At 62.7% G+C, this 25569-nt stretch carries 20 protein-coding genes and 1 riboswitch; of the genes, 11 read left to right on the plus strand and 9 right to left on the minus strand.

What is annotated here, in order from left to right; genetic code table 11:
• Positions 1–7: 7 nt before the first annotated feature.
• From J9789_RS09745 to J9789_RS09765, 5 genes are all read right to left on the minus strand, one after another.
• Complete coding sequence (locus J9789_RS09745) at positions 8–241, minus strand: DUF6199 family natural product biosynthesis protein (protein ID WP_209344883.1); 234 nt, start codon at positions 239–241, stop codon at positions 8–10.
• A 40-nt stretch (positions 242–281) separates the two neighbouring features.
• Positions 282–878 carry a GNAT family N-acetyltransferase gene (locus J9789_RS09750; RefSeq protein WP_209344885.1) on the minus strand — a complete coding sequence of 199 codons (597 nt, stop codon included), beginning with the start codon at positions 876–878 and terminating at the stop codon, positions 282–284.
• A 12-nt stretch (positions 879–890) separates the two neighbouring features.
• Positions 891–3551 carry a DNA polymerase I gene (gene polA, locus J9789_RS09755; RefSeq protein WP_209344887.1) on the minus strand — a complete coding sequence of 887 codons (2661 nt, stop codon included), beginning with the start codon at positions 3549–3551 and terminating at the stop codon, positions 891–893.
• A 122-nt stretch (positions 3552–3673) separates the two neighbouring features.
• On the minus strand, positions 3674–3946 hold the full coding sequence (locus J9789_RS09760) for a hypothetical protein (protein ID WP_209344889.1): 273 nt from the start codon (positions 3944–3946) through the stop codon (positions 3674–3676).
• Positions 3947–4035: 89 nt separating this feature from the next.
• Positions 4036–4896, minus strand: a complete 861-nt coding sequence (locus J9789_RS09765) for a carboxypeptidase-like regulatory domain-containing protein (RefSeq protein ID WP_209344891.1) — start codon at positions 4894–4896, stop codon at positions 4036–4038.
• Positions 4897–5116: 220 nt separating this feature from the next.
• Between J9789_RS09765 and J9789_RS09770 the strand changes: the two genes are divergently transcribed.
• Together J9789_RS09770 and J9789_RS09775 are read left to right on the plus strand one after the other, a co-directional pair.
• Positions 5117–5905, plus strand: coding sequence for a hypothetical protein (locus J9789_RS09770; protein ID WP_209344893.1), 789 nt, complete (start codon positions 5117–5119; stop codon positions 5903–5905).
• A gap of 214 nt (positions 5906–6119) precedes the next feature.
• On the plus strand, positions 6120–7874 hold the full coding sequence (locus tag J9789_RS09775) for an aryl-sulfate sulfotransferase (RefSeq protein WP_348633669.1): 1755 nt from the start codon (positions 6120–6122) through the stop codon (positions 7872–7874).
• A gap of 40 nt (positions 7875–7914) precedes the next feature.
• Here J9789_RS09775 and J9789_RS09780 read toward each other — a convergent pair whose 3' ends face one another.
• The 3 genes from J9789_RS09780 to J9789_RS09790 form a co-directional block, all read right to left on the minus strand.
• A complete protein-coding gene (locus J9789_RS09780) occupies positions 7915–8562 on the minus strand; it encodes a hypothetical protein (RefSeq protein WP_209344895.1) in 648 nt (215 codons plus the stop codon).
• Positions 8563–8708: 146 nt separating this feature from the next.
• Positions 8709–8900, minus strand: a riboswitch (cobalamin riboswitch).
• Positions 8901–8946: 46 nt separating this feature from the next.
• Complete coding sequence (locus tag J9789_RS09785) at positions 8947–10077, minus strand: aldo/keto reductase (protein WP_209344897.1); 1131 nt, start codon at positions 10075–10077, stop codon at positions 8947–8949.
• 149 nt (positions 10078–10226) lie between these two features.
• Positions 10227–10979, minus strand: a complete 753-nt coding sequence (locus tag J9789_RS09790; protein WP_209344899.1) for a copper homeostasis protein CutC — start codon at positions 10977–10979, stop codon at positions 10227–10229.
• Positions 10980–11157: 178 nt separating this feature from the next.
• Here J9789_RS09790 and J9789_RS09795 point away from each other — a divergent pair, with 178 nt between their 5' ends.
• From J9789_RS09795 to J9789_RS09830, 8 genes are all read left to right on the plus strand, one after another.
• Positions 11158–12327 carry an ROK family protein gene (locus J9789_RS09795; RefSeq protein ID WP_209344901.1) on the plus strand — a complete coding sequence of 390 codons (1170 nt, stop codon included), beginning with the start codon at positions 11158–11160 and terminating at the stop codon, positions 12325–12327.
• 75 nt (positions 12328–12402) lie between these two features.
• Complete coding sequence (locus J9789_RS09800; protein WP_209344903.1) at positions 12403–14064, plus strand: peptide ABC transporter substrate-binding protein; 1662 nt, start codon at positions 12403–12405, stop codon at positions 14062–14064.
• A gap of 167 nt (positions 14065–14231) precedes the next feature.
• Positions 14232–15170, plus strand: a complete 939-nt coding sequence (locus J9789_RS09805; protein WP_209344905.1) for an ABC transporter permease — start codon at positions 14232–14234, stop codon at positions 15168–15170.
• Between the two features lie 2 nt (positions 15171–15172).
• Positions 15173–16114, plus strand: coding sequence for an ABC transporter permease (locus tag J9789_RS09810; protein ID WP_209344907.1), 942 nt, complete (start codon positions 15173–15175; stop codon positions 16112–16114).
• A gap of 9 nt (positions 16115–16123) precedes the next feature.
• Positions 16124–17125 (plus strand): ABC transporter ATP-binding protein, encoded by a 1002-nt coding sequence (locus J9789_RS09815; protein ID WP_245185196.1) that lies wholly within the window; start codon positions 16124–16126, stop codon positions 17123–17125.
• Positions 17118–18086, plus strand: a complete 969-nt coding sequence (locus J9789_RS09820) for an ABC transporter ATP-binding protein (RefSeq protein WP_209344911.1) — start codon at positions 17118–17120, stop codon at positions 18084–18086. Before J9789_RS09815 ends, J9789_RS09820 begins: the two co-directional genes overlap by 8 nt.
• A 280-nt stretch (positions 18087–18366) precedes the next feature.
• On the plus strand, positions 18367–19731 hold the full coding sequence (locus tag J9789_RS09825) for a leucyl aminopeptidase (protein WP_245185197.1): 1365 nt from the start codon (positions 18367–18369) through the stop codon (positions 19729–19731).
• Position 19732: 1 nt separating this feature from the next.
• Positions 19733–22174 (plus strand): transglutaminase domain-containing protein, encoded by a 2442-nt coding sequence (locus J9789_RS09830; RefSeq protein WP_209344912.1) that lies wholly within the window; start codon positions 19733–19735, stop codon positions 22172–22174.
• 53 nt (positions 22175–22227) lie between these two features.
• Here the strand turns inward: J9789_RS09830 and J9789_RS09835 are convergent, their stop codons facing one another.
• A complete protein-coding gene (locus J9789_RS09835) occupies positions 22228–22851 on the minus strand; it encodes a TetR/AcrR family transcriptional regulator (protein WP_209344914.1) in 624 nt (207 codons plus the stop codon).
• Between the two features lie 201 nt (positions 22852–23052).
• Between J9789_RS09835 and J9789_RS09840 the strand changes: the two genes are divergently transcribed.
• The gene (locus J9789_RS09840) at positions 23053–25509 is read left to right on the plus strand and encodes an S-layer homology domain-containing protein (protein ID WP_209344916.1); all 2457 of its coding nucleotides are present in this window, start codon (positions 23053–23055) and stop codon (positions 25507–25509) included.
• Positions 25510–25569 lie beyond the last annotated feature (60 nt).

Consider the following 25569-nt stretch of genomic DNA (forward strand, 5'->3'; position numbering starts at 1 on the left):
TTCCTCCTTAAAATACGAGATAGAGAATGAGCGACACCAGCATCACCAGAAAGAGCACCGTCCCCGCCAGCAGGCAGAATACCCCCAGCAGACGGGTCACGGTCTCATACCACTCCGAGGGGCGGCCCCCCTCGGTACACCAGAAATGCTCCAGCTTCCACGCCCATTCCGGTTTGATCAGGAGCAACGCTCCCACAACGGCCAGCGCCAGTCCGGCCAGACAAAACAGCAGTTCTTTCATACATCCTTCTTTCTCTGTTTCCCGGGTCGGGGCGGATCTCTCAGACCTCCCCCGCCATCCAGGCCGGCGGGCCGGGGGGCGGTTCGTCCGGCCCCAGCGGCACCCGCACATCGGTCCGCTCCGGGCCGTAGATCGCCCGGTGGAGGGCCATGACGGGGCCCAGGTCGTCCGGCAGGCAGGGCAGAAACGTGGTGAAGCGCATGCCGCAGGTGGCCATATCGTAGGCGGGCAAAAAGCCGCACCGCTCATAAAAGGCCAGCCGCCGCTGCCGGAGGGCGTTCTCCACCGGGTCGTCCCCCTCCACCGGTCGCTCCGCCTCAATGAGGAGCAGGGACCTGCCCGCAAGCCGCTCCGCCAGCATCCGGACCATCCTCTGCCCCAGGCCCCCGTTCCGCCGGACGGCGGTGACGCCCAGATAGTCCAGCAGGATACAGCGTTTGTCCTCCGGGTCCATCCACAGTGTGGCATAGCCCAGCAAGATCTCCCCCTCAAAGAGGCCCCACACCTCATATCGCCCCTGGTCCATCAGCTCCCGGATATTGGCCAGCGGCTTGCATTCATTGGGGGGAAATGCCTGGGTCAGCTCTTCCCGGTACCACTCCTCCAGTGCGGAGGCGGGGATGAGTCGCAGTTCCATCGAGATCTCCTTTCAGCCCTTGGCCTCTGCCCAGCTCTTTCCGGCGTGGGCCTCGGCGATGAGGGGCAGGGCCAGCTCCACCACCTGCTCCATCTCGGTCTCCAGCAGGGTCTTGACCCGGTCGGTCTCCCCTTCCGGGCACTCCACGATCAGTTCGTCGTGGACCTGGAGAATCAGTCTGGCCTCCAGGCCCTCGGAGCGCAGCTTGTCCGCCACCCGGATCATGGCCAGCTTGATGATGTCGGCGGCGGTGCCCTGGATGGGCATATTCAGGGCCACCCGCTCCCCGAAGGAGCGCATATTGAAGTTGGAAGATTTCAGCTCGGGCAGCCAGCGACGGCGGCCCATGAGGGTGGACACATAGCCGTCGGCCTTGGCCTTCTCCACCACCTGGGTCATATAGGCGTGGACGCCGGAGTACTTCTCAAAGTATTTCTCCATATACTCCTTGGCCTCGGCACGGGTGACCCCGATATCCTGGGACAGGGAGAAGTCAGAGATGCCGTAAACGATGCCGAAGTTCACCGCCTTGGCCCGGCGGCGCATCTCGTGGGTCACGTCTTCCGGCGCCACCCCGAACACCTGGGAGGCGGTGACGGTGTGGATATCCTCCCCGCTCCGGAAAGCGGCGATCATGTGCTCGTCCCCTGCGATGTGGGCCAGCAGCCGCAGCTCGATCTGGGAGTAGTCGGCATCCACCAGCATCTTGCCCGCCGGGGCCACAAACATCTTCCGCAGCTCGGCCCCCAGCTCGGTGCGCACCGGAATGTTTTGCAGGTTGGGCTCGGTGGAACTGAGCCGCCCGGTGGCGGTGACAGTGTTCTGGAAGGAGGTGTGGATGCGCCCGTCGGCGGCGATCACCTTGGTCAGGCCGTCCACATAGGTGGACTTCAGCTTGGCCAGCTGCCGGTAGTCCAGCACCGCCTCCACGATGGGGTGCTTGTCCCGCAGCTTCTCCAGCACCTCGGCGTTGGTGGAGTAGCCCGTCTTGGTCTTCTTTACCGGGGGCAGGCCCAGCTTTTCAAACAAAATCTTTCCGAACTGCTGGGTGGAGTTGATGTTGAACTGCTCCCCTGCCAGCTCATAGATCAGGGCCTCGTCGGCCTTGATGCGCCCGTCCAGCATCTCGCCAAAGGCGGTGAGGGCTCCCCGGTCCACCAGTACACCGGCGTGCTCCATCTCGGCCAGCACGGGACACAGGGGGAGTTCCACCTCATAGTAGAGCTTGTCCATACCCAGTTCGTGCAGACGGGCGGCCATGGGGTCCTTCAGCGCGTCGATGAGGGCACAGTGGGACAGCATGACGCCCAGGGCCTCGGCGGAATCACCCAGAGGGCTGAAGGCGTCCTTGGCCAGATAGGTGTCCTTGGCCTTGAGAAATTCATGGTTGAGCCACCGCATGCCCAGGGTCTCCAGCTCATAGCTGCCGTCGGTGGGAGCCAGCAGATAGGCGGCGATGGCGGTATCAAAAACGAAGCCGCCGCCCTGGATGCCCTCGTCCAGCAGACGGGACAGCAGGGTCTTTACGTCGTGGGCGTTCTTCTTGATATCGGGGGCAAAGAGGGCCTTGAGGACGTCGTTATACCCCTCCAGCCGGTCGGCCCGGAGAATGGCGGCGTGGCTGTCCCGCTCGGTCTCCCAGTGCTCCACCACCACCACGTCCAGGGAGGGCAGGGCCAGCACATTCACGCTGTCCTTTGTCCGCCAGATGGCCAGCAGCTCCTCCGCCCGGGCGCGGTCGGTGACCTCCTCACTGGTGCAGGTGCCGGTAAATTCCTCCTCCTGCTGTACCTCCCCCTGGGGGGCGCTGAGGCCCAGCTTGTCGATGAGCTTGTTGAACTCCAGCTTGAGGAACAGCTCATAGAGGACGGGGGCGTTGGGTTCCTTCCGCAGGTTGGCCTCGGGGGTGAAGTCGATGGGGGCGTCGCAGTGGATAAGGGCCAGGTCATAGGACATCTTGGCCTGGTCGGCCCCCTCCTTCAGCTTTTTCATCACGGCGGGCTTGGCCTCCACCTGGTCCAGGTCCTGATAGATGGCCTCCACGCTGTGGTAGCGCTGGATCAGGTCCATGGCGGTCTTCTCCCCGATGCCCTTGACGCCGGGGATGTTGTCGCTGGTGTCTCCCATCAGGGCCTTCAGGTCCACCATGTGGATGGGGTCAAAGCCGTAGGCCTCCCGGAAGGCCTCGGGGGTCATCTCCTTGGTGGTGGTCTGACCCATGCGGGTAGACACCAGCTTCACATGGGTGGTGTCGGTGACCAGCTGGAGGGAGTCCTTGTCGCCGGTGACGATGACGGTGTCCCACCCAGCGGCGGTGTCCTTCACCGAAATGGTACCGATGAGGTCGTCTGCCTCCCAGCCGTCCATCTCATAGCGGGGGATGTTCATGGCCTCCAGCACGTCCTTGAGCACCGGCAGCTGGGCGGCCAGCTCCTCTGGCATCCCCTTCCGCTGGGCCTTATAGCCCTCGTAGGCCAGGTGGCGGAAGGTGGGGGCTTTTCGGTCAAAGGTAACGCATAGGGCGTCGGGCTTTTCCTCGTCGATCAGCTTGAGGAGGATGTTCACAAAGCCGTAGACCGCGTTGGTGGGCTGCCCGTCCTTGGTGGTGAGCAGCCGGATGCCGTAAAAAGCCCGGTTGATGATGGAATTGCCGTCGATGACCATGAGCTTCATGAAAGGACCTCCTGCTGTCCGGTTTCGGCCGGACATAAAATCTCAGGATATAGTATACCAGTTTTCTCCGCCCCATACAAGAGAAAAGCCCGCCAGGTCCTGTGGGACCTGACGGGCCGATGCTATTTCTGGTTATAGAAGCAGTGGAACAGGTCCCGCCGCCAGGTCCAGGTCCGGTTTTCCATGTCCAGGACCACGTCCACATTGGCCCCCGGCGGCAGCCGCAGCAGCAGCCGGCAGCACAGCGTCCCCCGCCGCAGGGTGAGCAGGTACTCCCCCGGCTCCAGAAAGCCGAAGAGGGCCCCGCCCCACCAGGGCCGCCGGGTCCAGCAGCTGCACCCCGTCCGGGGGCACAGGGTCAGCTGGTCCCAGGGGTCCGGGCGGCACACCCACACGCGGATGCCGCAGCAGGTATACCGGGGCAGGACACAGAAATTCTGGCAGTACTCCCCCTCCCCCCGCAGGCAGAAGAGGGTTCCTGTGGTTACTGCTCCATCTTTGCCTTGACCAGATACTGGCCGCCGATGACGCCGCCGAAGAGATACTTCCCCTCGGTGTTGGTCTTGGTGGTGGCGATCAGGGTCTCGGTGGCAGTGGCGCCGGTGCCGGTCACCTGATACAAACCCACAAAACATCCGGCCACGGCGGTACCGTTCTTGTCCCGGATGATACCGCTGACGGTGCCGTTGTAGGTGCGGGCATCCACCGTCAGGGACATGGTCACGTTGGCGATGGAGCCGCCGGTGATGGTCACCACCATGGGAGCCGAGGTCAGGTAGCCCTCGGCGGAAGCCAGCATGGTGTAAACACCGTCGGCCACATCGTAGAACAGAAACTCGCCGTCGTCCGCCGAATAGGTGGAGGCAACCACCGCATCGGTCTGATCCTTGAGGGTGATCTTGGCCCCTGCCAGGGGAGTCACATCGGTACCCACCAGGGTGGTGAGCACACCGGCGATGGCGCCCAGGGCCAGGGTGGCGTCGGCGGTGCACACCAGGTTCATCTGGGTGGTATCGCTGACCGCCAGAGTCACGCCCATGGCATCGCTGAGACGATAGCCGTCCTTGACGGCGCTGATGGTATAGGTGCCAGCAGGCACTCCGCTGAGGGAGTACTGGCCGGCAGCGTCAGTCATGGTGTGTTGGAAGGGAGCGCCGGTGCTGTCAAACAGCTTGACGGTGGCGTCGGCCAGAGGGGCCGTGCCGTCGGTCACGGTGCCGTATACGGTGGCGGTGCCGCCTGGAGCGGGAGGCAGCTCCAGATTGACGTCCGCCTCCTGAATGCCCTGCAGCTCAAAACTGGGGCTATACTCCAGGCCAAGAAGGTCCTGCTTGATATCCGCCATAATCGTTCCTCCTGAAGTGTTGGTCTGATAAGCTCAGCCTGCGCCCGTCCCGGGGACAGAGCGCATACCATACTATCCACGGGGCCGCCAAATGGTTCCGCCCGGAACGAAATTCTCAAATTGTTCACGGATTTTTAAGCACCCTTTCAAGTAAATCTGGTACTCTATGTCCATCAGGCGGCGCTCCCGCCTGAGAATTTCCCTATTGGAGGTCTTAGTCATGAAACAGAATCGATATCTTGCCTTGACCCTGGTTGGTCTTTTATCGGTAGGTCTCCTCAGCGGCTGCGGCTCCAAAGCCAACGACAGTGACGAGCTGACCGAAAGCCCCTCCCCCACTCCGGCCCAGGAGAGCCCCGCCGTTGAGACCGACTCCGGCAGCTCGGACGAGGCCTATACCGCCGCCATGGTCCTGTCCGTGGACGGAACCCAGCTGACCCTTCAGCTCTACACACCGGCGGACGAGTCCACCGCCCAGGGCATCGCCGACCCCGCCGAGTTCGACCTGGCAAACTACACCCTCTCTCAGGACACCATGCTGGTGGCTGTGGATGACGAGAGCGTGCTGCACAGCACCGACGACAGCGCCCTGATGCTGGCCGACCTGAAGCCGGGCACCATCCTGCTGGTCAAGCAGAATGCCGACGACGGCTCCCTCACCGACGTGGTGGTCCAGAACGCCGGCGACCTGTCCGCCGACAAGCTGGCTCAGGTCACCGCCAATTCTGAGAGCGGCCTGGAAGTGGCCTGGTACCAGTCCGATGACCCGGAGAGCGTGGTCACCAGCTACACCAACGTGAACCTGGACCTCTACGCCCTGAGCGCCGAGTCCCAGGCCCTGGCCGCCGACGACACCACCCCGGTGTACCGGCTGGAGGACGGCGTGCTGACCCAGGCTGCCCTGTCTGATCTCACCGTGGGCGACACCCTGGTGGTCTCCCTGTCCGCCGACGACACGCCCATGCAGATCGTGGTGATCCAGGGCGCCGACACCACCGGCTCCGTATAAGTTCGTTCCAGGGCGGAACGATCTCTTTCCATTCCAGTCAGATTCTGCTATAATAGCATTTACTGACGAAACCGCAGCACAGTTTCGTCCATGACAAGAGCGGGGCCCTCCCCGCTCTTGTTACGGGTATGGGACCGGATGGCCTTGTATCCGCCCGGAGTACTTCCCCGGCATCCCCCGCGTTTGATTCTTTTGAAACAGGGAGTGGCCTATCGTGACACGCAGAAAGAAAGTATGTTTGATTTTGGCGCTGGTGGCCCTTTTGATTGTGGCCGCGCTGGTGATCGTCTTCGCCGTAGCCAGGAACTTTGTGGCCCAGGAGCATGAAGTGCGCTCGGTCTGGCAGGTAGACGTAGGCGAAATGCTGGGCAAGGACGAGACGCTGGAACTGGAGATCTGCCAGGCGGCTCTGGAGTCCGACCTGTCAGTGATCCAGCTGGTTCCCTCCGAGGTGGACCAGGAAGGCTTCACCTACTACGATACCGGCGTTCAGGACCGGCTGGCCAAGGCGCTGGACAACGCCAAGCAGATGGGCAGCGGGTGGACGGCAGAGGCCCCCCTTGCCATTCTCAACCCCTTCGGCACCGGCAGCAACGGCCTGTACTTATACTTTGAAACCACGCTGCCTACCCAGGTGTCCTACACCATCCATGTGGACGATGAGTCCATTCCCGACTACACTGCCACCGCCAATTCCGGCCAGCAGACCTACACCAAGGAGCACGAGTTCCAGATGATCGGTCTGGTACCCGGAAAGACCAATCAGGTCACCCTCACCCTCACCGGCTCCTGGGGCAATGTACGTCAGCAGATCACCTTCTCCATCACCATGCCGGAGACTCACTCGGGCTACCCCACCCAGTTGGACTACACCGACGGAGAAAGCACCGCGGAGCTGTCCGACGGCCTGTTCGCTATGATGCGCACCAACGGCTATCTGGGCTACGGCTTTTTCTTTGACAACAGCGGCGTCATGCGCTATGAGATGGTACTGGAGGGCTTCGGCCTGGACCGGATCCTCAGCTACGGCGATGAGATCGTCACCTGTGTCTCCTCCACCCGGCTGGCCCGGATGGACGGCCTGGGCCGGGTGCTGCAGGTCTACGATCTGGACGGCTACGAGCTCCACCACGATATCACCTACGGCCCCGACAACACCGTGGTGGCTCTGGTGAACAAGCTGGACAGCGACACCACCGAGGACGTGGTCATCCAGGTGGACCTGGAGAGCGGTGAGGTCACCGAGCTGGTGGACTTCTCTGAACTGATGGCCGCCTACTGCGAAGAGCAGACCCATCCCATCTCCATCACCTCCGACTTTTTCTGGGAGGCCGGAAACTGGGACTGGCTCCATCTGAACACGGTACAGTACCTGGAGGAGGAGGACAGTCTGATCGTCTCCTCCCGTGAGACCTCCACCATTATCAAGGTGGAACAGGTCCACAGCGACCCCCAGCTGACTTGGCTGCTGGGCAACCCCGACTTCTGGGAGGATACCGCCTACGCCGATCTGTCTCTGACGCCGGTGGGAGACTTCGTGTTCCAGTACGGCCAGCACAGCGTGGAGTACGCCGGAGCCGGCGACGAGGACGGCGTCTACTACCTCTCCCTGTTCAACAACAACTATTGGTCCCTCAATACCCGGGATTACGACCCCGAGCTGGAGGACAGTGTCTGCCGGGACCTCTACGGCGGCAGCGAGGACAACAGCTGGGTCTACGTCTACGAGGTGGATGAAAATCAGGGCACCTTTACCCTGGTGGAGTCCTTCTCCGTCCCCTACTCCAGCATTGTCTCCAACGCCGCTCCCGCCGGCTCGGAGGGCAACTGGGTGGTGAACAGCGGCGTGGCCAACGTATTTGGTGAGTACGACGACGACGGCGTCCTCATCCGCCAGTTCGACTACGACTGCACCATGCAGGGCTACCGCACCTTCAAGCTGGACATGAAGGGCTTCTGGTTCCAGTAAACAGCAAAACCCCCGGAGATTCTCTCTCCGGGGGTTTTTATTATCCTTCCGCGCCTGCCCAGTAGCGCCGCATATGGCGGCGCACCGCCTTGCTCAGGGCGGGGATGCCCAGCAGCTCCAGCCCGGTGCGCCAGGTGCATCCGGTCCGAGCAAACAGGGTCCGCAGCTGCTCCGGCAGCTCGCTCTCACAGGGGGGTTGGCCCCGGCGGCTCACCGCCACGCAGTAGGCCTGCACCGCCGCCCGGGTCCCCTCATCCAGGGTCAGGCCCCGGCTGGCGCACCGTTGGAAGAAAGGCTTGGCGTCCACCCGCTCCGGCCAGTCCGCCGGCCACCTCCGCTCCGCCTGCTGCTGGCGGCTGCGTCCCCGGGCGCACCAGCAGGCCCGGTGGAGGGATCCAAACCGCTTCTCCAGATACCAGCGGTAAACGCACAGAAGCCGGTCCGGCTGGGGCGAGCCGTCCCATCCCTCCATGGTGGCCACCAGGGGTTCCAGCAGCTCTTCGTTGGAGAAGCTGGCATACACCTGCCGTCCGATGGGAGACTCTGGGGCGAAATACCCGTTCAGGTCTCCGTCCAGCCCCGCGGACAGCCCGGGGACCTCCTCCATTTCCTCTTCCAGCTCCGTCAGCCACTGGCGGTACCCCGCCAGCTCCCGCTCCGACAGTCTCGTCTGCTTCATGGTGTTCATCTGTCTGCCAACCTCCTGCCCTATGCTGTGCGTCTGCTTTGCCGGCGGGGCATGACAAACCAAAAAGCGCTTCCCGGACGGGAAGCGCTTTTTTCTCTGCTGGCGGACCGCAGGGCGGCCCATGTGCACCATTTCCCCGCCGAAAATGCGCACCCACCGCGGCTGGCTGGTCTCCTGGCTTGGATTCTGCCTCACGCTCGTCTTCCCATCCGGCTTGCCGGACAGTGACCTTCTGAGCGCTCGTCCTCCTTACAGTAGAGAGGGCTGCTGCGGATTTGCACCGCATTCCCATTGAAAGCCTCCCCGTGGGGATGGCTACCGACCGCTGTATCATTCACTTGTGAACTTATTATAGCAGCTTTTTTCCCACTTCTCAAGGGGATTTTATTTCAGCCGGGCGGTAAAGTCTGCCATGGCCTCGGAGATCTTCAGCTGCTGGGGGCACACTGCCTCACAGCTGCGGCAGCCGATACAGGCGGAGGGCTGCTTTTCCTTGGGGATGGCGGACAGGGCCATGGGGGCGATGAAGCCGCCGCCGGTGAAGCGGTGCTCGTTGTACAGGGCCAGCAGGTCCGGAATGTCCAGCCCCTGGGGACAGTGGCTGACGCAGTACCGGCAGGCGGTGCAGGCCAGGGCGGCAGGCCCGGTCATGCGGCGGCCCAGAGCCAGCACAGCCTCCCACTCCATGTCGCTGAGGGGAGCCTCGGTGGAGAAGGTCTCCAGATTGGCCTTGGTCTGCTCCAGGTCGGACATGCCGGAGAGGGTCACCACCACGCTGGGGATGGTCTGGAGGAATCGGAAGGCCCAGGCGGGAATGCTCTCCTGGGGACGCAGCTCCTTCAGCACAGCCCCCTCCCCTTCGGTGAGCCGGGCCAGACGGCCGCCCCGCAGAGGCTCCATCACCCACACCGGGATGTGGTATTCCTCCAGCAGCTCCACCTTCTCCTTGCAGCCCTGGAAGGTCCAGTCCACATAGTTGAGCTGGAGCTGGCAGAACTCCATGTGCGCCCCGTAGGCCTCCAGGAACCGCTTGAGTACCGGCATGGCCCCGTGGCAGGAGAAGCCCAGGTGCTTGATGCGCCCGTTTTTCTTCTGCTCCAGCAGATAGTCCAGAATGCCGTACTTGGGGTCCAGGTAGGCGTCGATGTTCATTTCGCACACATTATGGAAGAGGTAGAAGTCAAAGTACTCCACCTGGCATTTCTTCAGCTGGGCCTCGAAGATCTCCGCCACCTTGTCCATGTTTGACAGGTCGTAGCCGGGGAATTTGTCGGCCAGATAGAAGCTCTCCCGGGGATAGGCGACCAGCGCCTTGCCGATGGCCAGCTCCGAGTTGCCGCTGTGGTAGCCCCAGGCGGTGTCGTAGTAGTTGACGCCGTGGGACATGGCGTAGGCCACCATCTCCTCCACCGCCGCCTGGTTCACCTGATCGTCCTTCCCATCCACCACTGGCAGGCGCATGCAGCCCATACCCAGGGCGGACAGCTTCAGATCCTGAAACGCTTTATAGATCATGGTTTGTTCCATCCTTTCCTGTAAACGGATCGTACCTTCCATGCTACCCTACCACTTGGAGTGCACTCCATGTCAAGCCTTTTTTCGTCTGCCTGGAGACAAAAAGAAGCCCCCGCCTGAGATTAGGCGAGGGCTTTGCGTTTCTTGACTCAGCCGGGCAGACGGCTCACCATGCCGCCGATGTAGTCGCTGTCAATGACATTGAAGCGATCCTCGGGGGGATAGAGGGCGCCGCCGTAGTAGATGGCCCGGTTGTTGTTGACGGAGGTGTCATACTGGGCCTTGTGGGCAGCCAGGTGGATCTGGTCACAGCCGGTCTCGGCAATGACCCGTTCCATGTTCCGGGCGGTAATACCGGCGCCGGGCAGGATCTGGATGCGGCCGGCGGCATACTCGATCATCTCACGGACGGTTTGGGTGCCCAGGGACACGTCGGGCTCCTGACCGCTGGTGAGCACACGGGTGATGCCCAGCTCGATGAGGGCGTCCAGGGTCTCCTTCCAGTCGGGCACCACGTCGATGGCCCGGTGGAACACGGTCTCCTTGCCCGCCTCCTGAGCCAGCTGGGCCAGGATCTTGGTGCGCTCGAAGTCCAGAGTGCCGTCCTGATGGAGGAAGCCGAACACCAGGCCGTCGGTGCCGTTGGCCAGCAGCTGCTTGGCGTCCTCGATGGCGGTGGCAAACTCCGCGTCGGTGTAGCAGAAGCCACCCTCACGGGGCCGCACCATGGTCATGATCTTCATGCCGGTCTCCCGCTTGGCCACCACCAGCTCGCCGATGGTGGGAGTCAGGCCGCCGTGGAAGAGATTGCTGTTGAGCTCCACCCGATGGGCGCCCGCCTTATGGGCCTGAATGACGTCGTCCGCGCTGCCGCAGCAGACCTCCAGAATCACACTGTTCATTTTTATCATCACCTTAATAATTACTTCGCGTTTGTTTTTTATATTATAATATTTTTTGTTGATATTGTCAATCGCGTCTTGATTTTTACACACTTTTTGCGTATAATATGAAATATCAACGGAAAGTGAACGAAATGGTATTTTTTACTTCATATTAGTAATTCAGGAGGCGCTTATTTTGGTTGCGGAAAAAAAGGTAGATAAGGTCCTGATGCGCCAAAATAACACCCGTTTCGTGCTCAATACCATCCGTACCGCCGGTGAAATGTCCCGTGCCCAGGCTGCTGAGGCCACCGGCATGAGCATCGTCACCGTGGGCCGGATCGCCGACGAGCTCATTGAGCGGGGCGTCCTGCGGGAGCAGGAAAAGGACGGCTGTGTCGGCCGCCCGCCCCGGGTGCTCTCCCTCAACGGCGACCATCTGTTGTGTCCCAGCGCTTTCCTGTCTCGGGAGCAGCTCTATCTGGGGCTGGTCTCCCCCACCGGTCAGCTCTGCCGACAGGTCTCGTATCCGGTCCCCGAGGGACCCTTTACCTCAGAACGGATTGTCCCTTGGATGATCGAGCAGCTGCAGGATTTCCTGCGTTCTCTCACCGGCGTACGCTTTCAGCGTACCGTAGGCGTGGTCATCCCCGGCATTGTGGACATCAGCCGGGGCGAACTGGAGTTCTCCGCCAACTTCCGCTGGCGGGCCGTACCGGTGGTGCGCCAGCTGGAGCAGGCCCTGCCCGACTACTCCTTTGTACTGGAGAACGACTCCAAGGCCATCGCTCTGGCCGAGCACAGCTTCGGCGCCTGCTCTGGCTGCCGGAACATGGTGGTGCTCAACCTGGGCGACGGCATCGGCGCGGCGGTCATTCTCAACGGTGAGATCTACCGGGGCAAGGACAACATGGCCGGCGAGATCGGCCACATTACCTTAAACCCGGCAGGCAAGATCTGCGAGTGCGGCAAGGTGGGCTGTCTCCAGACCCATCTGTCCCACCGGGCCATTCTGGCGGAGGCAGGCACGGTCTATCCCGGCGTCACCCTTCCCGAGCTGCTGGAGTACTACCGGCAGGGGGACCCCTTCGCGGTGGGCGTAATCCGGCAGCTGACCTCCTACACCTCCATCGCCATCAATCTGCTGGCCAATACCTACGCGCCGGACGTGATCCTGCTGTGCGGCAGTCTGCTGCGGGCTCATCCCCTGATCCCCCGGCTGCTCACCGACAGCTGCCGGGACAGTCTGAGCGAGTACATGCAGAACACCTTCCAGCTCCAGCTGGAGTCCTTCGGCGTCACCGGCAGCCTCATCGGCGGCGGCGCGGCGGCCCTCCACCAGGTGCTGGACGACCTGTGCCGGTAACCGGCCCGGGCATTCCCTTCGGTTATGATGCGCGTGCGCATTTTAACAAATCAAGAAAAGATAGGAGAATGAAACATGAAGAAGCTAATGTCCATGTTCCTTGCTTCCGCACTTCTTCTCGCTGTCCTGACTGGCTGCGGCTTTACCGGCTCGAGCACGCAATCCCCCAGCGGCGGCGAGGGCGAGTCCGGCGGCTCCACCCGGGACACCCTGGTCTACTACGACAGCAACGAGATTCGTACGCTGGTCCAGTGGGCTGCTTCCGACACCCAGTCCTTCACCATTCTGAACAACGCCTTTGAGGGCCTGTTCCGTCTGGACGCCAACCACGAGCCCCAGCCCGCTCTGGCTGAGAGCTACACCGTGTCCGACGACGGCCTGGTTTACACCTTCACCCTGCGTGGGGGCCTGCAGTGGTCCAACGGCACTGCTCTGACTGCCAACGACTTCGTGTTCGCCTGGCTGAAGCAGATGAGCGCCGACGCCACCAACGGCTATAACTTCATCATGACCGACTATATCGTCAACGGTCTGGAGTACGGCGAGGGCACCGCCACCGCCGACCAGGTGGGCGTCAAGGCTCTGGATGACCGCACCCTGGAGGTCACCATCAAGAACCCCACCCCCTACTTCCTGTACCTGACCACCCTGAGCATGTACTTCCCCCTGAATGAGGAGTACGTCACCGAGCAGGGCGACAACTACGGCATCACCGCCGACAACATGATCTACTGCGGCCCCTATGTCATCACCAGCTATGACCCCGCCGTGGGCACCAGCATGGCCAAGAACGAGACCTACTGGGATGCCGCCAGCGTGTCCATCCCCAAGGTGGAAGTGAAGATCATCAAGGATCAGTCCTCCGCTCTGAACACCTATCTGGCCGGCGATCTGGACAAGGTCAACCTGTCCTCCGCCGACGTGCCCACCTATGAGAGCAACCCCGAGTTCCACACTGTGACCGAGTTCCGCTCCACCTACCTGCAGTTCAACCTGGATGATCCCGCCATGGCCAACCTGAACATCCGCAAGGCTCTGGGCTACGCCATCGACCGCTCCATCCTGGCTGACACCATCCTGGCCGACGGTTCCACCGCTGCTGAGGGTCTGGTTTCCTTCGGCGTGTCCGGCAACGGCACCGAGACCTTCCGTGAGCTCAACGGCAACCTGTCTCCCTTCGACGCCGACCTGGCCAAGGAGTACTGGGCCAAGGGCGTGGAGGAGCTGGGCTACGAGCCTGAGCTGTCCATGCTGATCGCCGACGACTCCGCTACCAAGCAGATCGCCACCTTCGTGCAGAGCCAGTTCCGGGACAACCTGGGCATTGAGGTCGCCATCGACTCCAAGACCAGCAAGGCCCGCAACGAGCTGATGGACAACAACAACTACCAGTTCGCCATCACCGCCTGGGGCGCTGACTACGACGACGCCATGACCTTCCTGGATCTGTGGATCGCCAGCGCCGACACCGGCAAGAGCACTCCTTACCGCGGCAACTACGCCAACCCCGCTTACACCGACCTGATCACCTCCGCCAAGGCCGACGCCAACTCTGAGACCCGTCTGCAGAGCCTGCTGGACGCCGAGAAGCTCCTGGTGGACACCGACGCGGTCATCTCCCCCCTGTACTTCAAGGGCTTTGCCTACCTGCAGCGCAGCGACGTGCAGGATCTGATCGTGCATCCTCTGGGCAATCCCGTGGAGTTCAAGTACGCCAGCTTCTCCACTGCTGAGTAACTCTGTCATGCGCGGGGCCGGGCACGGCTTGGCCCCGCGCATTTCTTCCTGTCCTTTGATGGAGATCTGGACCGCGGCAGGAGGCCGAACTCCGGTTCGACCCCGCGCCGCTGTCCAGATGCAGCCCGGAAAAGGATCAACCACTCAAAAGGAAAGGAGGAATCAGAATGCTGAAATATATCGGCAAACGTCTGATATATCTCGTTCTCACTCTCCTCATTATCGTCACCGTCACCTTCTTCCTGATGAAGCAGCTCCCCGGTACCCCCTTCGATACCGAGCGCTTCAACAATCTATCCCCCGAGCAGCAGGAACAGATGCTGGAAAAGTACGGCCTCAATGATCCTGTTCCGGTACAGTATGTCAAGTACCTGGGCAACCTGATCCGGGGTGACCTGGGTACCTCTTTCCTCTACACCGGCCGTCCGGTGTCCGACGTCATCTTCAGCCGGCTAGGTCCCTCCCTGCTCATTGGTATTCAGGCGGTGCTGCTGGGACTTCTGGTGGGCCTGACGTTGGGTATCATAGCCGCCTGGAAGCATAACAGCGGCATTGACTATTTCACCATGGTCATTGCCGTGCTGGGCGTCAGTGTACCCAACTTTGTGGTGGCCGCCCTGCTGCAGTACTTCGTGGGTCTGAAGTGGGGTATCCTGCCGGTGGCCTTCTGGACCAGCTGGGCCTGCTCCGTGCTGCCCTCCATCGCCCTGTCCTTCAGCGCCACCGCCATGTTCGCCCGGTTCATCCGTACCGAGATGCTGGACGTGCTGGAGCAGGACTACATCACCACCGCCCGGGCCAAGGGCCTGAGCCAGTTCAAGGTGCTGATGGTCCACGCCGTGCGCAACTCCATCATCCCGGTGGTCACCATTCTGGGCCCCGTGGTGGTCAACCTGCTCACCGGCTCCCTGGCCGTTGAGAGCATCTACTCGGTGCCCGGCATCGGCTCCCTGTTTGTGGACTGCATCAAGAACAACGACTACTCCACCATCATGGGCATCACCATTTTCTACAGCGCCTTCTATATCTTCGTCATCCTGGTGGTGGACATTCTCTACTGCGTGATCGATCCCCGGATCCGGATCCAGGGCACTAAGGAGGGATAAGCATGAACGCAAAAGAAAACAAAAATTATGCCGATATCCCTCAGGAGCTCTTTGTCCCCGCTCAGGTGGACCTGGGCGAACGGGAACGGATCAGCCGGCCCAGCCTCACTGCCTGGCAGGACGGCTGGCTCCGCCTGAAGCAGAACAAGGCCGCCGTGGTCAGCCTGTTCATCATCATCGTCATCGTGGCTCTGGCCCTGCTGGCCCCCATCTTCAGCCCCTATGACTTTGCCCAGACCGACTACAGCGCCATCTATCAGCCCCCCAGCGCCGCCCACCTCTTCGGTACCGACGGCTTCGGCCGCGACCAGTTCACCCGTATCTGGTACGGTACCCGCATCTCCCTGCTGATCGGCTTCGTGGCCGCCTGCCTGGACCTGTTCGTGGGCGTCACCTACGGCGCCGTCTCCGCCCTGATGGGCGGCAAGGTGGACGCCATCATGCAGCGTATCATTGAGGTGCTGGTGGGTATCCCCCATCTGATCATCGTCATCCTGCTGATGATGGTGCTGCCCGCCGGCGTGGGCACCATCATCGTGGCGCTGGCCATCACCGGCTGGGTCAATATGGCCCGTCTGGTCCGCGCCCGCATCCTCCAGCTGAAGGGCCAGGAGTTCGTCATGGCCGCCCAGGTCCTGGGCACCTCCCAGAAGAACATCATCCTGCGCCACCTGATCCCCAACACCGTGGGCGTTATCGTCATCAACGCCATGTTCACCATCCCCAGCGCCATCTTCACCGAGGCCTTCCTGAGCTTCATCGGCATCGGCCTCAGCGAACCCAAGGCCTCCCTGGGCGTGCTGATCAACAACGGCTATTCCGTCCTCCAGAACTCCCCCTACCTGCTCATCTGCCCCGCCATCGTGATCGTACTGATCATGGTGTGCTTCAGCATCCTGGGCGACGGTCTGCGGGACGCTCTGGACCCCAGAATGAGTAAGTAGGTGATTCACATGGATGATATTTTGAAAGTACAAGATCTCCATGTGGAGATCAAGACCCATCACGGCATCGTAAAGGCCGTGCGGGGCGTCAGCTTCAACCTGGCCCCCAAGGAGACCCTGGCCATCGTGGGCGAGTCCGGCTGCGGCAAGTCCATCAGCGTCAAGGCCACCATGCGCCTGCTCCCCTCCAACGGCCGCATCTCCAAGGGCAGCGTCCAGCTGGAGGGCCGGGAGCTGACCTCCCTCTCCGAGCGCGAGATGCTGAAGATCCGTGGCTCCGACATCGCCATGATCTTCCAGGACCCCATGACCAGCCTGAACCCCACCATGACGGTGGGCAAGCAGATCGTGGAAATGCTCAAGGCCCACCGTAAGGACATGAGCGCCGCCGACATGAAGAAGCGGGCCGTGGAGCTGCTGGAGCTGGTGGGTATCTCCAACCCGGAGATGCGCTACAAGCAGTACCCTCACGAGCTGTCTGGCGGTATGCGCCAGCGCGTGGTTATCGCCATCGCCTTGGCCTGCGACCCCAAGGTGCTCATCGCCGATGAGCCCACCACCGCTCTGGACGTGACCATCCAGGCCCAGATCCTGGACCTGATGAAAGACCTGCAGAATAAGATTGACACCTCCATCATCATCATCACCCACAACCTGGGTGTGGTGGCCAACATCGCCAAGCGGGTGTGCGTCATGTACGGCGGCCAGGTGGTGGAGACCGGCAGCGTGGCCGACATCTTCTACCGGCCTCAGCATCCCTACACCAAGGGCCTGCTGGCCGCTGTCCCAAAGCTCCATGAGAAGACCGACAAGCTCCACACCATCCTGGGAACGCCCCCCGATCTGATGACCCCCCCCCAGGGCTGCCCCTTCGCCGCCCGGTGTTCCCACACCATGAAGGTGTGCCAGCAGTATCAGCCGCCCTTCACCCAGTTTGAGGAGGGCCACACCTCGGCCTGCTGGCTCCACGACTCCAGATGCCATCTTGAGGAGGGAAACAGCCATGAGTGAGCAGAAGGTGCTGGTTTCCGTCCAGCATTTGAAGAAGTACTTCCCCGTGGGGAAGAAGCAGACCCTGAAGGCCGTGGACGACGTGACCTTCGACATCTACAAGGGTGAGACCCTGGGTCTGGTGGGCGAGTCCGGCTGCGGCAAGTCCACCCTGGGCCGCACCATCATCGGCCTCTACCCCCCTACCGAGGGCCATGTGGTCTTTGACGGCCAGGTGATGGACGGCAAGCAGTCTGCCGCCGTCCACAAGGAGTTCACCCGCCGTGTGCAGATGGTGTTCCAGGACCCCTACGCCTCCCTGAACCCCCGGATGAAGGTGATGGACATTGTGGCCGAGGGCATCGACAACCACGGTCTGGCCAAGAGCCGCAAGGAGCGGGACCAGATGGTGATCGACCTGCTGGAGACCGTGGGTCTGCAGCAGGAGCACGCCAACCGCTTCCCCCACGAGTTCTCCGGCGGCCAGCGTCAGCGCGTAGGCATCGCCCGCGCCCTGGCCCTCAACCCCGACTTCATCATCGCCGACGAGCCCATCTCCGCTCTGGATGTGTCCATCCAGGCTCAGGTCATCAACCTGTTCCAGGACCTGCAGAAGGAGCGGGGCCTGACCTATCTCTTCATCGCCCACGACCTGTCCATGATCAAGCACATCTCCGACCGCGTGGGCGTCATGTACCTGGGCAGCCTGGTGGAGCTTACCACCAGCGACGAGATCTTCGCCCATCCCCTCCACCCCTACACCCAGGCCATGTTCTCGGCCATTCCTCTGGCCGACCCCGAGCTGGAAAACAGCCGCCAGCGCATCATGCTCCACGGCAGCATTCCCAGCCCGGTGAATCTGGGCCCCGGCTGCCGGTTCGCTGGCCGCTGCCCCTACGCCACCGACCGCTGCCGCCAGGAAAGCCCGGCGTTCAAGGAAGTGGCTCCCGGTCATTTTGTGGCCTGCCACCAGGTGGGCTAACGCCTCCTCAAAAAGCCAAGGCCTTTTGAGGAAAAAGGCTACATGGGGGATGGCGCTCGATTTCTTACGAAATTGTCCCGCCATCCCCCATGAGAAGTGTCCTTTCCGAGGCACATGTCCTCGGAAAGGACAGCTCTCAATTTGATTCCGGCCTCTGCGGAGGCCGGAACTCTGCGAGGCCCCCCATCGGGGAGTTCTGACACAAGCAAGCCCCGTCCGTCCAGTCCTTTTCAATAAGGGCCCAGGCGGGCGGGGCATTTTTCATCAGGAGGTTACACTCATGATCCAACCTTATCAGGGACAGCAGGCCCAATGGCGGCTGACCTTTGTATCTGATTCCGAGAAAGCCATGACCCTCACCCCCGGCGACGGTCCCTGTGCCTGGACCGTCCACGTGGGCGACGCCAAGGACCTGACTCCGGAGCGGCTCCGCCGGGCCGCCGGCAAGGCGGTCAAGACCATGAAGGACCTGGGCGGCAAGACCGGCGTACTGGATGCCGCCGCCGTACTGCCCATCCTGGGACCCGCCGCCGGGGCCGCTCTGGTCCAGGGCGCGGAGCTGGCCCTCCATGAGGCCCCCTCCTACGCCACCGGAAACCCCAAGGAGCCCATCACCCTCTGGCTGGACGGCAGTTGCGACGGGCTGGAGGAGGCCCTCCGGGAGAACGAGGCCGTGACCCGGTCCATCTGCCTGGCCCGGGATCTGGTAAACTGCCCCGCCAACAAGCTGACCCCCTCTGACATGGCGGCGGAGATGACCCGGGAGGCGGAGGCTCTGGGCATTCAGTGCCAGGTGCTGGACGAAAACGAAGCCCGTGCCCTGGGCATGGAGGCCTTCCTGACCGTGGGAAGCAGCGCTCTCCATCCTCCCCGCCTCATCGTGCTGCGCTATCAGGGCGGCGGCAACGCCGATCCCATCTGCCTGGTGGGCAAGGGCGTCACCTGCGACACCGGCGGCTACTGCCTGAAGGCCGCCTCCTCTATGAAGGGCATCAAGGGCGACATGGCGGGCGCCGCCGCCGTGTTCGGCGCGGTGCTGGCCCTGGCGGCCAACCACGTGCCGGTGAATGTCACCGCCGTCATCCCCTCCGTGGAAAACCGCATCTCCCCCGACAGCTACATTCCCGGCGACGTCATCGGCTCCATGTCCGGCAAGACCATTGAGGTGGGCAACACCGACGCCGAGGGCCGCCTGATCCTGGCCGACGCGGTGACCTACGCCGTGCGCAAGGAGCACGCCGCCAAGATCGTGGACATCGCCACCCTCACCGGGGCCGTGGTAGGTATGTTCGGCTTCACCACCGCCGGATACCTGTCCAACGACGACGGCTTCTCCGCCGCCTTCCAGGCCGCCTACGGCCACAGCGGCGAGCAGTACTGGCCCCTGCCCGTCTTCCCTGAGTACCGCAAGATGATCGACAGCCCTCTGGCCGATCTGTCCAACACCTCCAGCGACGGCTGCGGTACCATCACCGCCGGGCTGTTCATCGGTGCCTTTGCCGAGGACAAGCCCTGGATCCACATCGACATCGCCGGCACCGCCTGGGTGGACTCTCCCCGGTTCGAGTACCAGACCAAGGGGGCCACCGGCGCCGGCGTCACCACCCTGTATGAGCTGTGCAAGGGCTACGCCAAGGAGGACTGACATGGAACACTGGACCACGGAACTGGAACAACTCTCCCCCGACCGCCGGCAGGCCATGGAATTTCTGCTGACCCACCTGCCTGAGAGCGATCTGGACTGCTACCCCTTCTCCCTCTTCCTCCAGTTTGTTGACCACGCCCTGGCCCTGCGTCAGCAGGCCCCCTGGTGCAAGGAGCTGGACGAGGAGATCTTCCTCCACTACGTTCTCTTCCCCCGGGTCAACGACGAGGACCTGTCCTTCCACCGAGTCCTCTTCCACGACGCCCTGTGGGACCGGATCGCCGCTCTCCCCTCCCAGGAGGAGATGGTGCTGGAGGTCAACCGCTGGTGCCATGAGGAGGCCTCCTATCAGTTCCAGGACGACCGCACCGCCTCCCCCCTCACCGTCTTCCGCAACGGCAGCGGCCGCTGCGGCGAGGAGTCCGCCTTCCTGGTGTCCGCCCTGCGCAGCGTAGGTATCGCCGCCCGGCAGGTCTACTCCCCCCGTTGGGCCCACTGCGACGACAACCACGCCTGGGTGGAGGCCCTGTGCAACGGCCAGTGGCGCTTCCTGGGCGCCTGCGAGCCCGAGCCCATCCTGGACCGGGGCTGGTTCAACACCGCCGCCTCCCGGGCCATCCTGGTCCACTCCCGACTCTTCGGCGTGGGCACCTCCCCCCTCCACGGCACCCTGCTGGGCCGCACCGGGGCGGTGTGCTGGTACAACCAGACCAGCCGCTACGCCCACACCCAGACCTACACCTTCCAGGTCCTGCGGGAGGGCGTCCCCGCCGCCGGGGCTGCGGTCCACATCCAGGTCCTCAACGAGGCCAGCTTCCACACCATTGCCACCCTCACTACCGATGAGAAGGGCATGGCTCAGGCGGAGCTGGGCCTGGGGCTGTTCCATGTGCTGGTCCAGCTGGATGGCCTGACGGCGGAGGCCGACTGTTCCGCTCCTTCCCTCACCCTGACCCTGGAACGGCCCGGTCAGACCGACACGGACTGGCAGGACTTTGACATGGTGGCTCCCAAGGACGCCCCCATCCACCCCGCTGTGCTCAATCCCGGCCAGAAGGAGGAGCGGGCCGCCGTGCTGGCTTCCGGCACCGCCCACCGGGAGGGCAAGCTGGACGGCCTGGACTGCTCCGCCCAGATGCAGGAGTCCTGGCGTGACCTCATCAAGGCCGCCCGTGGCAACAGCGCCCTCATTGCTTCCTTCCTGGCCCATGACGATGACCCCCGCCGGGAGGCCATCCTTCGCTCCATCACCCAGAAGGACCTGCGGGACGTGACGCTGGAGGTGCTCAACGACCACCTGACCCACACTCCCCTGCTGCCTGAGCTGCCTCAGGAGGTCTACACCGCCTGGGTGCTCTGCCCCCGCATCGAGCTGGAGCTGCTCACCCCCTGGCGGCAGGCCCTGGGTCAGGCCCTTACCCCGGCGGAGCAGGAGGCCTATCGGGCCAACCCCGCCGCCCTGTGGGACGCCCTGTGCCGCCGGATGGACACCAACCTGTCCCGGGTGTACGCCGGGCAGATCACCGGTCTGGTGTGGCCCCCTGTGGAGGCCTGGCAGGCCGGGCGGTGCGACGAGCGCAGCCTGCGCATCCTGTACGTGGCCCTGCTGCGTACCCTGGACGTGCCCGCTCGCCTGCGGACGCTGGACGGCATGCCGGAGTTCTGGCAGAACGGCGCGTTCCGTCCCCTCCATCCCCAGGCGGAGGGCCAGCTGACCCTCCGGTGTGACCAGAATCCTCTGTACCGCCAGAACTGGTCCCTGTCTCTGTGGAACGGCGGCAGCTGGAAACTGCTCCAGCTGTCCGACGAGGGCTGGCAGGACGGCGTGCGCACCCTCTCCCTCCCCGCCGGGCAGTACCGGCTCACCACCTCGGTGCGGATGCCCAACGGCAACCAGTTTGCCTCCAGCCGGGTGGTGCTGGTGAAGGCCGGGGAGACCGTCCAGTCCGACCTACGGCTGCGGTCCTACGCCCTGGAGGACCTGCTGGGCTGCCAGGACATGCCAGTCATGTCCGCCCGCACCCTGGACGGCAAGGAGATCCCCGACTTCTGCCGGCTGGACGGCCGTCCCTCCCTGCTCTTCTGGATGGAGGAGGGCAACGAGCCCACCGAGCACGTGCTCAACGAGCTGGCCGCCGGTAAGGAGGCCCTCCAGGCCCTGCCGGTGAACCTGGTGTTCCTGGTGCGCAGCCGTGAAAGCCTGAACCAGCGCACCATGGCCGGGGTGCTCAACAGCTGGCCGGAGATCCACGTGCTGCTGGACGACTGGAGCTTCGACCTGGAGACCGCCGCCCGCCACCTGGCCTGTGACCCGGACCGCCCCCCGCTGGCGGTGGTGTGCACCGGCAAGGGCCATGCCGTCTACGGCGTCAGCGGCTACCATGTGGGCTCGGTGGAGCTGCTCACCCGCATTGCCGCCCATCTGGTGGAACAAAACGCATAACAAAAGGACCCGCTGTGGCAAACACAGCGGGTCCTTTTTGCTTTTTTGTGAATTTACACCATCCTTGCCGCGTCCCGTACCCGCTGCATCTCGTTCAGCATGGCCTGGATCTGGAACTCCACCATGCTGTCGGCTACCTCGGGGAACAGAAAGGGCATGGTATCAGGGATGGCTCTGTGGACCATCATCATGGCCAGCGCCAGATTGCCGAACAGCCGCGGGTCAATGCTCCCTGCGGGAACCCCGAAGATGGACAGCAGCTGCGCATAGAAGTCCACCTGCTCCTGCCGGAAGGCCTGAACGCTTTCCGGGGAGAGGCAGCGGTAGACCTCCTGCTCCTCCTCCAGGGACAGGACGGCGACACCGCTTCTGTCGCCATAGCAGCAGGTGCTGAGAAAGATCTGCACCCCCTCCCGCCAGCTGAGGGCGGGGTCCTCCATCAGCTCCCTGGCATAGGCCAGCAGCTTGGGCTGCTGGCAGCGGAGGGCCTGCAGCACCAGCTCCTCCTTGGAAGAAAAGAAGCTGTAGAAGAAGGTCTTGGAGATACCCACCTTCCGGCACAGCACGTTAATGCTGCTGTGGGTCAGTCCACGATCCGCGATGCACTGGAGCACCGTGGTCAGTAATGCCTCCCGGATGCGCTCCCGCTCCTCATCCGAATAAGATTTTCGCGCCATAGTAACCACCATCATTATAAAACCGAAAAAGAAAATCAGTATTTATCTCAATTATAAAGGTGGGCCCGCAAAAATGCAATCCACAAAGGGAGGGCTGCCGGATTTGGCCGGTTCTTTAAGTTGGCTTTAGGTTGGGGGCGTATGCTGAGACAGGATGGATGATTCCCTATCCAAATCACTTGGAAAGAAGGCATACGATTGATGAAACAGTTCCATCGGTTTTTATCCCCGCTGCTGGCATTCTGTCTGCTGGCCGCCATAGCGCCGGCGGCGTCGGCGGCGGACGAGGATGAAGACACCCATGTGATCGTGCTGGACTCCGTTCAGCAGGACGACGGGACCTACAGCCACTCCGCCTCCCTGGACGGGGCGGCAGTGAACGAATACGATTACACCTGGCACGCCGACCCCAGCCAGGTCCACGACGAGGTGGATGACGCCCCCGCCGAATACTACACCGGCACCCAGCCGGGAGACGAGGCCGTCTACATTGCCCACGACATCTACTACTATCCGGAGCTGGACCCGGACCAGTTCGTCAAGGTCAACTACGACGGCGACCAGGAGTGGGCCTACTACTACACTGCTGAGGGCTATGAGGACTACATCTTTGCCACCCTCCCCGTCAGCGGCAGCAGCGTACCCACCGACATGATGCACACGGCGGAGGAGGCTTATGAGAACGCGGTCCTCCACATCACCCAGCCGGGCACCTATGTGCTGGAGGGAGAATGGTACGGTCAGATCTGGATCGATCTGGGGGATTCCAACGATACCTTTACCGACCCTGACGCCAAAGTCACCCTGATTCTCAACGGGGTGGACGTGACCTGCACCGTGGCCCCCGCCCTGGTGTTCTACAGCGTGTATGAATGCGACAACACCTGGGAGGACCAGACCGCCTGGTCCCACACGGTAGACACCGCCGACGCAGGCGCCAACGTGATTCTGGCAGACGGTACCGTAAACAACTTCAGCGGTGAAAACATCTACCGCATGCTGGAGGCCAAGTACAAGAGCGGTGAGAGCAGCAGTTCCCAGAGCGTGGCCCTTCAGAAAAAGCGGATGAAAATCGATGGCGCGTTCTACTCCTACCAGTCTATGAACATCGACGGCCAGGAGGAGGGCACCGGCGTGCTCAACATCACCGCCGGCTATGAGGGTCTGGACACCGAACTCCATTTGACCATCAACGGCGGCCAGGTCAACATTTACTCCCAGAACGACGGCATCAACGTCAATGAGGACGGGGTCTCTGTGGTCACCATCAACGGCGGCTCCCTCCATATCCTGGCCGGCCTGGGCAATGAGGGCGACGGCATCGACTCCAACGGCTATCTGGTCATCAACGGGGGTACCGTGGTGGCTATGGCCAATCCCAATTCTGACTCCGGCCTGGATTCCGACCGGGGCTCCTATGTGAACGGGGGCACCGTGCTGGCTCTGGGCTCCACCATGGACTGGGCAGAGGCTGATGACTCCAATGACTCCAACCAGGTCACCATGAACCTGCAGTTCTCCTCCTCTCAGAGTGCCGACGAGGCCATCATCGTCACCGACACCGACGGCAATGTGGTCTTTGCCTACGACCCGGACAAGGATGAAGTGGCCGGCTCCAATGCCCGTTGGTACCAGGGCGCGGTCCTCTCCTGCGCCGATCTGACGGTGGGTGAGCAGTACTTCGTCTACGTGGGCGGCGATGTGACCGGTGCGGAGACCGCCGGTGTCTATGACATCACCACCGTCACCGGCTTCACCGATGAGGCCAAGCAGCAGTGCTACACCGGCACTGACGTAGGCTTTGGCCGACCCGGCGGCAGACCGGACGACGGCACCATGCCCGGCGAACCGCCCACGGAGGGTGATTTCCCCGGTGCGCCTCCTGCTGACGGTATGACACCCGGCCAGCCTCCGGAGGACGGCCAGGACCGCCCGGAGCTTCCGGAGGATTTCGATCCCTCCCAGATGGAACGGCCGGGCGGCTTTGATCCCGGCGCCATGGGCGGCTCCGGTGAACAGACCAATCAGACCGCCTCCATCTACTTTACCATGACCGATAAGGTCAACGACTTCTCCGGCGTGTCCGATTACGACAGTCAGTCCACCACGCTCTTCACCGACGTGGAGGCAGGGTCCTGGTACGACAGCGCCGTGCACTACGTCTATGAGAAGGGGCTGATGACCGGTACCTCTACCACCACCTTCAGCCCGTCCACCACCTCCACCCGCGGCATGATGGCCACCACTCTTTACCGGATGGAGGGCTCCCCCGCTGTGGACGGTACCATCTCCTTCTCCGATGTGGCGGAGGGCCGGTATGACACCGAGGCCATCCTCTGGGCCTCTCAGGAGGGGCTTCTGCTGGGCTACGGCAACGGTACCTTCGGTCCCGACGACCTTATCACCCGGGAGCAACTGGCCACCCTTCTTTACCGCTACGCCGCGTACAAGGGCTGGGACACCACCTCCGCCGCCGATCTGTCCGGCTACAGCGACAGCGGCTCCATCAGCTCCTTTGCCCAGGAGGCCATGGCCTGGGCGGTGGCCCAGGGCCTGATCCAGGGCACCGGTACATCTACCCTCTCCCCTGCCAGCAGCGCCACCCGCGCTGAGGTAGCTACCATTCTGATGCGCTTCTGCCAGAGCTTTGAGGCATAACCCTTTCCCAAGGAAACTCCCCCGGCACCGCTGGAACAGACAGCGGCACCGGGGGAGTGT

Origin of the sequence: Flavonifractor sp. AGMB03687 (assembly GCF_017811815.1) — a bacterium.
Lineage (GTDB): Bacteria > Bacillota > Clostridia > Oscillospirales > Oscillospiraceae > Flavonifractor.